Genomic DNA, 12,015 nt, shown 5'->3' on the forward strand with positions numbered 1-12,015 from the left:
GAATCAAGCAGGTGGCGCGAGAATTAAGAAATGCCAAAATCAGCTTTGTCAGTTATGTGGACAAGGCGGCTAACCAGACAGAATTTTTCTTTACGAAGTCAGCCGCACCTCCGTCATTTGAAAAAAAGGTTCGGCTGTTTACAAAAAGTGAGCAGGATGAACAAAAGCTCGTGTACGGAATCGTGTATGAGCCTGATGTTCCTGATGCCCACGGCGATTTTATGACCGCCGAGGAAATTGAAAAAGCGGCGCACGGTTTTCTCGCGGAGGCACGGGAGATTGATATCAATCACAGCTTTGAGGGCGGAACCGGCGTCGTGGTCGAGTCCTATGTGGCGCCCGATGATTTTATGATCGGGTCAAAGCGGATTACAAAGGGCTCATGGGTACTCGTGACAAGAGCGTCTGACGAGGTGTGGGAACAGATTAAGGCTGGAATTATCACCGGCTACAGCATGGCTGGCACTGCAGATGTGTATGAAGAAGAACCGGTCGAAAAAGCAGGGTTCTTTAGTGTATTCAAGCAAATGCTTGCTGACAAAACAGGGAAGGAGACTGAAGAAATGAGAAAAGAAGACATGAAAGAATCATTCGAGCATGCGCTTTACCCTCTGCTCAAACGGCTTGAGCGGATTGAAAAAAACACAGACACGGAGGAAAAGCCGGAGCAGACAGGTGATGACGAGCGTCTGAAAAAGCTCGTTGAAGACATGCTTGCCCCGCTGATCGAACGCATCGAGGCTTTGGAAAAAGCGCGAGGCGCGTCTAAGCAGACAGCGGACGATACGGGCGGCAATACAGAGCAAGTCAAAAAATCAATCTGGAGCGGACTGCTGTAAAACCAGTCAAGGAGGAGGAAATCAATTGAGAAATCAAGAGATCATTCGGAAAGCGGAAATGTCGCTTTCTGCTTTAAAAAGCGGCGGGCTTATGAACCCTGCGCAAGCATCGGCTTTTATCCGCATGGTGCAAAACACGCCGACCATTTTCAGTGAATCCCGCGTGATTCAAATGGAAAATGACTCGCAAAAATTTGAGAAAATCGGCTTCGGCCAGCGTATTCTGCGGGCTGCGCAAGAAGGAAAAGCACTGTCAAACGACGAGCTGACAGTTCCAACGACAAGCACTGTCCAGCTGAACACGAAGGAAGTCATTGCGGAAATTAACATTACGTATGACACACTTGAAAACAATATTGAAAAAGACGGCCTGCAGCAGACAATCATGCAAATTTTAGCAGAGCGCGCAGCAGTTGATATTGAAGAGCTGATCGTTAACGGTGATACAGCATCAGCTGATCCGTATCTGGCACAGCTGGACGGCATCCGTAAACAGGCGGTTTCCCATATCGTTGACATGAACGGTGAAGAACTGTCCAGAGCGACATTCAAGAAAGGCTTAAAGGCAGTTCCGCCAAAATATTTGCGCATCCCTCAGGAATTCAGATTCTATACGTCTCACGGCTTAGAAGTTGAATGGAAGGACCGCGTGGCAGACCGCCAGACAAACCTTGGGGACCAGGCTGTTCAGGGCGGCTTGTCAACAGCATTCGGCGTACCGGTCAAAGGAGTATCCAATATTCAGCCGTACACAGTCGGCGAGGGAGACGCGCAATATGACGCTTCTGATATCATTCTCACACATCCGAAAAATATCATTCTCGGCTTCTCCCGCAATATCCGAATTGAAGTCGACAAAGACATCCGCTCCCGTAAATTCATTATTGTCTTAACGGCCAAGCTGGACAGCAAGTTCGAGGAAGAGGATGCCTGCGCGAAATTAATTAACGTAAAAGAATAATAGAAACGAGGTGGTCAGCTCATGCTCATTGAACCGACTGACGTAGCCTCCTATTCGGTCTATGATCGGGTGAAAAACAGGCCGGAAGAGCTGCTGGCGCAGGATATCATCGAGGCGGAAGCAGAAGCGGCTCTCATCACGGGCCACCGCTTTGAAGACAGCTTGTATGATCCGCTGCCCGGTAAGGTGAAGCTGGCTTTAGTAAAGCTTGCCCAGTATTTTGCGCTTGTCAACAGCGATGAATCTGCCTCATCAAGCTATCAGTCTGAGAAAATGGGGGATTATTCCTACACGGTTTCCGGAGAAGGCGGGATTCAGCGGCCTGAGGTGTATCATTTGCTCGAAGAGTTTATCAAGCCGGGCTACGTCCCTGAATCCTCCAGACTGAAGGTGAGATCTTTATGAGCTACAAGCAGATGCTCATTCACCGTTGCGACATTTATCATGAAGCAGCCCAAGCGCCGTCTGCAGGCCGATTTGGGATTCCGGCAGACAGGCTGCAGCCGGTGATTTCATATCCCGATACACCCGATGAACAAGATGTCCCTTGTTATTTTACCGAAAAAACACAGCAGCTGATTCAGGAGAAGCCGGATCAAACTGTATATCATAGCTTTCTCGTCCATTTTCCGTTGTCAGCGGACATCCGCGTGAACGATAAAATCATTTGGGAGAATCATAAATATATACTAAAGCTGCCGAATAGGATCAGGCATCATCATTGGGAGGTCGTCGCAGTCAGGGATGAAAGCCTATGAAAATAGCGGGATTGAAACAGCTGAACACGGCATTAAAAGAAGCGGCTTCAGGCGGTTTTTCCAGACAGGCGTCCCGGTGGCTTGAGGAGTGCGGGCAAGATTTTCTGGAGATCGTCCAATCTGAACTCATCAGCACACAAACAATTGATACAGAAAAACTGCTCAGTTCCTTTGAGAAAGGCGCAGAGGACAATCTCTGGATTGTGCAAAGCGGCGGGCTTTCGCTTGAGGTGGGGACACAGCTTGATTACGCCTCATTTCTTAATGACGGCCATTGGACGTCAAAACAAGATGTGAGATGGGTGCCGGGGCGTTTTCAAGGCTCACGGTTTATTTATGATCCGGCGGCTTCAACGGGAATGGCGCTCAAGAGAAAATGGATACCGGGCACGGGCTACTGGGATCATGCACTGCTTTTATATGAAAAGCTGTTTGAAAAATCGCTGGAAAGCAAACTGCGCCAGTGGCTGAAGAAGCTGTAAAGGAGGAGCAGGATGAACAGTGAAACAGGATCGATCATGGCGTTTTTGTACAGCCGGTGGTCTGTTCCCATTTATGAACGCGAGCTTCCTGATCACTTTCAGGTGCCGTCGTTATACGTCCCGCCACCATCTGTTTTCGAGGAAACAGATACGGTCTCCACATTTAAAAAAACCTACAGTCTCAATGTAAAACTGTTTCATCTGGACTCCGTTCAGGCGCTGGATGAAGCGGACAGGCTCGCGGATGCCATCAGAGAAGCGAGAAATATGATTCCGCTGCTGAGTGAATCCGGTGAGAAGACGGGGGATATGGTTCGCATCTCCCAAATCGAGACAAGGGTAGGAGACAGGGGCGAGGCGGCCATGGTGATCAGGTGGAGCAGCCGATATTATTATCACAAAACAGAACAGCCTGTCTTACAGGATATCGACATGAACAGCGGGGTGAAATAAACGGTGTCAAAGGACAAACAACAGAAGAAGGCTGTACATACAAAGAGCCGGGAAGCTCTATTTGATACAGCGGATTTGATTAAGCACGCGAAGGAACTGTTCGGCGTTAAGCCGGATATTCTTCAGGGGGCTTTATTTGGCGTGGATCAACCACGTATGACGAAATCAGAAGCCAACCAATTGATTCAAACATTTCTAACCAAGGAGGTCATGTCATCATGAATGGCGGAACATTTACAACAGGCAAAGAAAAAGAACGTGCAGGCATTTATTTTAACTTTAAAACGACGGCACAGGAGCGGGTATCACTCAGTGAACGGGGAACAGTCGCACTTCCGGTCGCATCAAGCTGGGGCGAAGCGAAAACGTTCGTCTCCATTTCCAGTGTTGAAGACCTAAACAAAAAAGTGGGCCTCAGCATTGATGACCCGTCTTTATTGCTGCTGCGTGAAGCGAAGAAAAATGCGAAAACGGTATTGATGTACCGTCTAACCGAAGGTGTCCGAGCGTCTGCTGATATTGCTGAAGGCGTCAAAGCAACTGCAGTATATGGCGGAACAAAAGGAAATGACATTATCATCCGCATCAATCAAAATGTGCTGGATGCTAATTCTTTCGATGTGACAACATATATGGACGAATCAGAGGTTGATAAACAGACTGTCAAAAAGGCTGAAGAATTAACAGCTAACGGCTATGTCACTTTTACCGGAACAGGCGATCTTTCTTCAACGATTCCTCTCACTGGATCAGAAGGAGACACTGCAGCTGAGACGCTGAATGCATCCGCGGGAATCCGTTTATCTGGCGGTACGGATAAAGCCCCTGTCAACTCCGACTATACAGATTTCTTAGCCGCGGCTGAAACGGAGAGCTTTGATGTGATTGCGCTGCCTGTTGCAGAAGGTGACCAGTTGAAGGCGACGTTTGCTGCTTTCATTAAACGCCTGCGCGACGGCCAAGGACAAAAAGTGCAAGGCGTCACAGCCAATTATGCCGGTGATTATGAAGGCATCATCAACGTAACCGAGGGTGTGCTGCTTGAAGATGGCACGGAAGTTACACCGGACAAAGCAACAGCTTGGGTAGCTGGAGCGAGTGCAGGAGCAACCTTTAACCAATCACTTACATTTGTAGAGTACGAAGGCGCAGTTGATGTGTTACACCGCCTTGACCACGATACGATTGTTGAACGTCTGGGCAAGGGTGAATTTTTATTCACATTCGACGCCCGTGATAAATCCGTCAGCGTAGAAAAGGACATTAACTCACTCGTGACGTTCACAGCTGAGAAAAACAAGAAATTTGCAAAGAACAAAATCGTTCGTGTCCTGGATGCTGTGAATAATGATTTAACACGCGAGCTGAAAGCCTTAATTAAATCAAGAAAAGGCAGCGGAAGCGATATCCCGGCATCTGAAGACGGACTGCAGTATGTAAAAACGATGATCACGCAATACATGACAACACTTCAGGATGCAGGCGGCATCACTGGCTTTGATTCCGATGAAGATATCACAATTTCAATGAATGAAGATCGTGACGGCTTCTTGATTGACCTGGCTGTACAGCCTGTCGACGCAGCAGAAAAATTCTACTTTAATGTGGAGGTAAACTAATATGGCATTAAAAGCACAAAACACAATTTCAGGAAAAGAAGGCCGTTTATTCCTCGATGGCGAGGAAATGGCGCACATCAAAACATTTGAAGCAAACGTTGAGAAAAACAAATCTGAAGTCAACATTATGGGCCGCCGCATGACAGGCCATAAAACAACAGGGGCAAATGGAACAGGGACCGCGACGTTTTACAAAGTCACATCAAAATTCGTGCTATTGATGATGGACTATGTCAAAAAAGGCAGCGACCCTTATTTCACGCTCCAAGCCGTGCTGGATGATCAATCCTCCGGCCGGGGCACAGAGCGAGTCACGCTGTACGACGTCAACTTTGACTCTGCCAAAATCGCAAGCCTTGATGTCGATTCAGAAGCGTTAGAGGAAGAAGTTCCATTTACATTCGAAGACTTCGACGTCCCTGAAAAGCTATCTGACACGTTTTAATCAAAGCTGAATCAAGCCCATACGCAGACCTTTCTCAGAAAGGTCTGTTTTTTAAAGATGAAACCAAACAATAGACAAGGGAGTTTTTTACATGAGCGAGAAGAACGAAAACGTATATGATCTTTCCTTTTTTATGCCGGGAAAAACAATTGAAGCTGAGGAAATCAAAGTGCCGATCTCAAAGCGTTTTGTTGATAAAAAAGGGAACATCGTGCCATTTATTTTTAAAGCGATCACGACGGAACGCATTGATGAATTGGAGAAAGAAACAACAACGTATAAAAATGTCAAAGGCAGAGGCCGTGTAAAAGATTTAGACAGCCAACGCTTTTATGCCCGAATCGCAGTTGAATCAACCGTTTATCCGGACTTCCGTTCAAAAGAGCTTCGAGAAGCTTACAAAACGGCTGACCCGGTAGAAGTTGCGAAACGCGTGCTCTCAGTTGGAGGCGAGTATGCGAACTGGTTAAACAAAGCGATTGAGATTAATGGATTTGAAGATGAATTAGAGGATCTGGAAGACGAAGCAAAAAACTAATCAAGGATGGGCATAAAGAAGCCGTGTATCTCTACTATGCGATGCACGAGCTTCACTATTCCCCATCAGATTTATTGGCGCTCTACGAAGCGCCCAGAAACTATAAAGCGCTGTTGTATGGACTGATCGGATATAAGCTCGATCTCCTTGAAAAACAAGCAAAGAAAGGAGGGGCATCGTAATTGGCAAAGCTGACAGCAAGGTTTGAAATGGAAGACCGTGTAAGTAAAAAGTTAAGAAAGATCCAGAATGGGTTTAGAGCACTTGAAAAATATAGAAAAATGGTGCAGCGAAAAAGCGCTATTGATGTACGAAAAGAAAGCAAAACTGTATTAAGGACAATTGATCGCATACAAAAATCATTAAAGAAAAAGCTTGGCGCCCAAATGATCTCCATTTCAACTGAGGATAAAGCCAGCAGTATCATTCAGCAGGTTAATGTTCAATTGCAGGGATTGCCGTCATCTGTATCTATTAAAATAGATGCTAGTGACCAAGCAACCGAAAAGTTTGAACGATTAAGAGAGCTCGTGGCAGGTTTTAAAGGCTTTACGATTATGCTGAGTGCAGAAGATCAAGTGTTGCCGGCTGTGCAAAAAATACAGCGCTATATGGAAACTGCACTTAAAAATGGTTACTCTGTTACGATACGCGTGATTGATCACGTCATGAAAACAGTCGGTCGTATTTCTGCTGGTATTGATGCCTTAACAGGAAAAGACAACAAACTTGAGCTCGCTATTAATGACAAGGTGTCAAATAAGCTGGATTCATTGCAGAAAAGAATTGACAGCATGGGAAGCTCAGGTCCCTCCGAGAAAGGAGCACCTTCAGCAGGAGGAAATACAGGAGATATTGCGAGCATGTTTGATCCAGAAACGATTTTGACAGCACTGGACAAATTTGCTGCTTCATTCATGGAAAAGGTGGATGAAATCGCTACAAAGTTCAGCCCGGAAACAATCTTAACAGAACTGGATAAATTTACAACATCGTTCATGAATAAGGTGGATGAGATCGCCACAAAATTCAGCCCGGAAACAATCTTAACAGAGCTGGATAAATTTACAACATCGTTCATGAGTAAAGTGGACGCAATTGCAACGAAGTTCAGTCCAGAAACGATTCTGGCACAGCTGGATAAGTTCACAGCATCGTTCATGAGCAAAGTTGATGCGATTGCGACAAAGTTCAGTCCAGAGACAATTTTGTCGCAGCTGGATAAGTTCACAACATCGTTCATGAGCAAGGTGGACGCAATCGCGACAAAGTTCAGTCCAGAGACAATTTTGTCCCAGCTGGATAAATTCACAACATCGTTCATGAGTAAAGTGGACGCAATCGCAACAAAGTTCAGTCCAGAGACGATTTTGGCACAGTTGGATAAGTTTACAACATCGTTCATGAATAAAGTGGACGCAATTGCAACGAAGTTCAGTCCAGAAACGATTCTGGCACAGCTGGATAAATTTACAACATCGTTCATGAGTAAAGTGGATGCAATTGCGACAAAGTTCAGTCCAGAGACAATTTTGTCGCAGCTGGATAAATTCACAACATCGTTTATGAGTAAAGTGGATGCAATTGCAAGTAAATTCAGTCCAGAAGCGATTTTTAAGCAGCTTGACAAGTTTACAGATTCCTTTATGAAAAAAGTGGATGATATCGCAAGCAAATTCAGTCCAGAAGCGATTTTTAAGCAGCTTGACAAGTTTACAGATTCCTTTATGAAAAAAGTGGATGATATCGCAAGCAAATTCAGTCCAGAAGCGATTTTTAAGCAGCTTGATAAGTTTACAGATTCCTTCATGAAAAAAGTGGATGATATCGTAAGTAAATTCAGCCCGGAAACAATCTTTAACGAGCTTGACAAGTTTACAGATTCCTTCATGAAAAAAGTGGACGATGTCGTAAGTAAATTCAGCCCGGAAACCATTTTTAACGAGCTTGACAAGTTTACAGATTCCTTTATGAAAAAAGTAGATGATGTCGCCAGCAAATTCAGTCCAGACGCCATTATTACTAAAGCGGAAGACTTTGTAACAAATATTGTTGACAAAATTTCAGAGAAATTTAATTTCCTGAATCCGGATAAAATCGCTAATAAAGCAGAAAAGTTTGTTGATAACATTGTTTCAAAAATCGCCAAGAAATTCGAGAAATTCAGCCCAGATAAAATTATTGAAAAAGTGGGAGAGTTTTTTGAAAAAATTATAAAAGGCATTGCTGAGAAGCTGGGGAATCTGGATATTGGCGGGTTGCTTGGCGGCAAATCCAGCGGAAGCAAAGGCAAACAAAAAGCTTCAAAAGCCAATACAAAGAACTCAACTTCTAACAATTCAAACCGCACTAAAAAACCTTCTATGAACCAAAAATCTTCAGGTTCAAAATCGAAAAAGTCAGGCGGCAAATGGGGCGGGGCTTGTGGTTGCTGCTGTGCCGGAATCAGTACAGGCAAAAGCAAAAAAGTCAAAAATAGAAACGGTTCATCAACAAAAGGGAATAAAACAAATCCTGTGAATACACCTAAATCTGCTAAAGGAGCATCAGGCAAAGGTTTTTCAGGCCTTCTGAAAACATTGGGTGAATCAAAAGGCTTAAAAGGCGGACTGAAGGGCTTAAAAGGAGCGGCAAAAGGAATACCAGGATTAGGCGAAATACTGTCCCTTACTGACTTAGCCGGTATCAATAAGGATAATGCTGGTGAAAAAGTAGGTTCAGCCGGCGGAGGTTTAGCAGGAGCCGCTGCAGGAGCGGCTATTGGAAGCGTTGTGCCGGGAGTCGGGACCGCTATTGGCGGTGTTGTAGGAGGAATTGCCGGTACTTTCGGCGGTGAAAGTTTAGGCAAGGCAATTGATGCTGGCGCTCTAGAAGATACATGGAACAGCATTACAGAGGGTGCGCAAAATGCCTGGTCAGCCATTCAGGATACTTGGGGAACTGTATCAACATGGTTTATGGACAATGTCTGGACGCCAGTATCAACTGCAGTTGTGGGTGTAGCAACAAGCATATGGTCCAACATCGTAAATGCATGGACAACGATTCAAACGATATTCAGCACGGTGGCAACATGGTTTATGGACAATGTCTGGACGCCGGTTTCATCAGCAGTTGTGGGTGTAGCAACAGCAATATGGTCTAAAATCGTAAATGCATGGACGACGATTAAAAATGTGTTCAGTACAGTTGCTTCATGGTTTATGAGTAATGTGTGGGGGCCAGTCAAATCTGCTGTAATAGGAGCGGCAACTACAATCTGGGATAAAATGACCGGTGCTTGGAATAAGATTAAGAGTGTTTTCAGTACGGTATCGGGATGGTTCATGGATACAGTTTGGAACCCGGTCAAAAATACAGTCTCAGATGTAGGCAAGGGAATCTCAGATGCTTTCAAAAAAGCGATAGACACCGTTAAGAACATTTGGAAAGGCCTGAGCGGCTGGTTTAAAAAGAATATTCAAGAACCTCTTACAAAGGTGGGAGAAGCGATTTCAGAAGCTTTTTCTAAAGCGTTCGGCTGGGTGAAGCAAATCTGGGATAAAGCTGGCGGCGTAGCTAGTAAAGTAATTAATTTTGTAACCGGCGGCGGTGATCCGAATAAAGGTAAGGATCCGGATAAAAATGCCACAGGCGGCTACATCACCAAACCAACCATCTCGTGGATCGGTGAAGCCGGCAAGGAATTCGTTATCCCGGTTGATAACAACCGAGGCCGGGGGAAGATGCTTCTTTCACAAGCGGCGTCTAAGCTGGGTATGCAAGTTGTAGACGACATGGGAGCAGCTTCGTCTTCTGGCGGAAGTCCAGCATCTGTTTCAGGAGGAGCAGCTGTCAGTCCTCTATCAGGCTCAGCCTCCCCAGCAATGAACACTGTAAATCTTACAGGCCAAGCGTCCACACTCGGACAGCAATTTTCAGAAGGCTTTGGTAAAGGCATCAGCGATCAGCCGGTCAAAATGGAAGACTGGAAAAAGAAAAACATCAATACGCCATTTACACAAATGATTTCTGCTTCACCAAATTACGGTAAACAAATGGTAAGCGGGTATGCCAAGGGCCAAAACGGTACAGCAACCGGAACGGACGGCTTTTTGCAATCAAAAGTTAAAACGCCGTATCAAGCCACTGTGAACAAATCGTCTTCATGGGGCACAGGAACGGTCAAAGGCTTTGCGCAAGGACAAAACTCAACCCAAACAGGGACTGCACAGTATGTGAGTACACATGTTGACAAACCGTTCCTGCGTTCAAAAGACACATCGAACAGCTGGGGCTCCGGTTTGATCGGAAACTTTGTGACAGGTATGAATTCTAAATCCAGTGAAGTAAAACAAGCAGCAAAGGATATGGCCAAGAGAGTGGAGCAGGCTTTCCGTGAGGAGCTAGATATTCATTCACCTTCCCGTGTCATGATGAGCTTGGGGCGTTTTGCTTCAATTGGTGTTGTCAAAGGACTTGGCTCAGTAGATGTAAAGAAATATGCTGAAAAACAAGCTGGATCACTGGCGGCTGCCTATTCCGGAATGGGAGCCATGGGCGGGAACGTAAAACAATGGATTATGGCTGCTCTCATGGCCACCAAGACACCGATGAGCTGGCTACCGGGACTCATGACGATTGCGCAGCATGAATCCGGAGGCAATCCGAATGCAATTAACTTGTGGGACAGCAACGCAAAAGCGGGGCATCCGTCACAAGGGCTGATGCAGACGATCCCAAGCACCTTTAATGACCATAAAGCACCGGGTATGGGTAACATTAAAAACCCGATTCACAACGCAGCTGCTGCGATCGGCTACATTAAAAGCAGATATGGATCAATCAACAATGTGCCGGGTATTAAAAGCCTGAATCATGGCGGACCGTATGTCGGTTACGCAAACGGCGGGCTGATTACAAAAGAACAAATCGCCCGTGTCGGTGAAGGAAACAAGCGGGAATGGATCATCCCAGAGGAACGGGGCATCCGAGGCCGCTACCTCCTTCAGAGAGCTGCGCAAGCTCTTGGTATGGAAGTGACAGATCCGTCTCAATCCCAGCAGTCTGAGCTTTCTTCAGGACAAGTTTCAGCAGTTACATCCGGTACACGGCAAACGATACAAACAGCCGGAACGAAAGAAATAAAGATTGAGTTTAACGGCGATCAGCATTTCCATAATGGACAGGATGCTGATGGCCTGGTTGCGAAAATCAAGCAGGCATTACTTGATGAATTACAAAAAGACATTAACACCAGTACAAAGGGGGTCGTGGCTTTTGACTAAGTCTATCTATGAATTTTGGATATCACAGGGGAAAGAAAAGCTGCGATTCCCTGTTCTTCCTGAAGCGATTGATATAGCGAATAGTGTACAAAATGACTCAGTAAAGATAACGGGATTGGGTGAACTAACGTTTATTGAAGAACCCGGAGCAAAAGAAATTTCATTTTCTTCTTTTTTTCCAAAAAAGTATACGCCGATAGCTGAATATCAAAATCTCCCGTCTCCGGAAAATGCCATTGCGAAAATTGAAAAATGGATGAAGGCAAAAAAGCCTGTTCAATTTTTAATTACGGGAACAAAAATCAATATGACATGCAGTATTGAAAGCCTTAAATATAGTGAGGGAGATAATGAAATAGGAGATCGGGATTTTGATATTGTATTAAAAGAATACAAAACCGCTTCCCCGCGGAAAATCAAGCAGAAGAAAAAAACAAAGGCAAAACGTCCGTCGAAGGCTGCGCCGAAGACGTACACAGTGAAAAAGGGAGACACGCTATGGGACATTGCAGGCAGATTTTACGGGAACAGCACTCAATGGCGCAAAATTTGGAACGCCAATAAAACAGCAATGATCAAACGAAGCAAACGGAACATCAGGCAGCCGGGCCACTGGATTTTTCCCGGCCAAAAATTAAAGATACCGCAATGAA

The 12,015-nt window shown here is 45.3% G+C and carries 13 protein-coding genes; all 13 read left to right on the forward strand.

Annotation, left to right across the window (positions count from 1 at the left end; genetic code table 11):
- The first annotated feature begins 11 nt into the window (after nt 1-11).
- The 13 genes from FB592_RS07540 to FB592_RS07600 all read left to right on the forward strand — a co-directional run bounded on the left by FB592_RS07540 (nt 12) and on the right by FB592_RS07600 (nt 12,014).
- On the forward strand, nt 12-839 hold the full coding sequence (locus FB592_RS07540) for an XkdF-like putative serine protease domain-containing protein (RefSeq protein ID WP_064671282.1): 828 nt from the start codon (nt 12-14) through the stop codon (nt 837-839).
- Nucleotides 840-864: 25 nt separating this feature from the next.
- Nucleotides 865-1,800, forward strand: a complete 936-nt coding sequence (locus FB592_RS07545; RefSeq protein WP_003232690.1) for a phage major capsid protein — start codon at nt 865-867, stop codon at nt 1,798-1,800.
- A gap of 21 nt (nt 1,801-1,821) precedes the next feature.
- On the forward strand, nt 1,822-2,205 hold the full coding sequence (gene yqbG / locus FB592_RS07550; RefSeq protein ID WP_021479474.1) for a protein YqbG: 384 nt from the start codon (nt 1,822-1,824) through the stop codon (nt 2,203-2,205).
- Nucleotides 2,202-2,558 carry a YqbH/XkdH family protein gene (locus tag FB592_RS07555; RefSeq protein ID WP_049140763.1) on the forward strand — a complete coding sequence of 119 codons (357 nt, stop codon included), beginning with the start codon at nt 2,202-2,204 and terminating at the stop codon, nt 2,556-2,558. The genes yqbG and FB592_RS07555 overlap by 4 nt, the downstream gene beginning before the upstream one ends.
- Nucleotides 2,555-3,040 carry an HK97 gp10 family phage protein gene (locus FB592_RS07560; RefSeq protein WP_049140764.1) on the forward strand — a complete coding sequence of 162 codons (486 nt, stop codon included), beginning with the start codon at nt 2,555-2,557 and terminating at the stop codon, nt 3,038-3,040. The genes FB592_RS07555 and FB592_RS07560 overlap by 4 nt, the downstream gene beginning before the upstream one ends.
- A 12-nt stretch (nt 3,041-3,052) precedes the next feature.
- On the forward strand, nt 3,053-3,493 hold the full coding sequence (locus FB592_RS07565; protein WP_003232680.1) for a phage-like element PBSX protein XkdJ: 441 nt from the start codon (nt 3,053-3,055) through the stop codon (nt 3,491-3,493).
- A 3-nt stretch (nt 3,494-3,496) separates the two neighbouring features.
- A complete protein-coding gene (locus tag FB592_RS07570) occupies nt 3,497-3,715 on the forward strand; it encodes a YqzN/YkzM domain-containing protein (protein ID WP_003232679.1) in 219 nt (72 codons plus the stop codon).
- Nucleotides 3,712-5,112, forward strand: coding sequence for a phage tail sheath family protein (locus FB592_RS07575; RefSeq protein ID WP_003245369.1), 1,401 nt, complete (start codon nt 3,712-3,714; stop codon nt 5,110-5,112). Before FB592_RS07570 ends, FB592_RS07575 begins: the two co-directional genes overlap by 4 nt.
- Before the next feature lies 1 nt (nt 5,113).
- Nucleotides 5,114-5,557 carry a phage tail tube protein gene (locus FB592_RS07580; protein ID WP_003232677.1) on the forward strand — a complete coding sequence of 148 codons (444 nt, stop codon included), beginning with the start codon at nt 5,114-5,116 and terminating at the stop codon, nt 5,555-5,557.
- A 91-nt stretch (nt 5,558-5,648) separates the two neighbouring features.
- The gene (locus FB592_RS07585) at nt 5,649-6,095 is read left to right on the forward strand and encodes a phage tail assembly chaperone (RefSeq protein ID WP_014479556.1); all 447 of its coding nucleotides are present in this window, start codon (nt 5,649-5,651) and stop codon (nt 6,093-6,095) included.
- Between the two features lie 41 nt (nt 6,096-6,136).
- Nucleotides 6,137-6,277, forward strand: coding sequence for a hypothetical protein (locus FB592_RS07590; protein WP_014479557.1), 141 nt, complete (start codon nt 6,137-6,139; stop codon nt 6,275-6,277).
- The gene (locus FB592_RS07595) at nt 6,278-11,362 is read left to right on the forward strand and encodes a transglycosylase SLT domain-containing protein (protein ID WP_141949419.1); all 5,085 of its coding nucleotides are present in this window, start codon (nt 6,278-6,280) and stop codon (nt 11,360-11,362) included. It begins immediately after the preceding gene.
- Nucleotides 11,355-12,014, forward strand: coding sequence for a LysM peptidoglycan-binding domain-containing protein (locus tag FB592_RS07600; protein ID WP_038828716.1), 660 nt, complete (start codon nt 11,355-11,357; stop codon nt 12,012-12,014). Before FB592_RS07595 ends, FB592_RS07600 begins: the two co-directional genes overlap by 8 nt.
- Nucleotide 12,015 lies beyond the last annotated feature (1 nt).

The organism is Bacillus sp. SJZ110, assembly GCF_006715455.1.
In the GTDB taxonomy this organism is placed as follows: domain Bacteria; phylum Bacillota; class Bacilli; order Bacillales; family Bacillaceae; genus Bacillus; species Bacillus subtilis.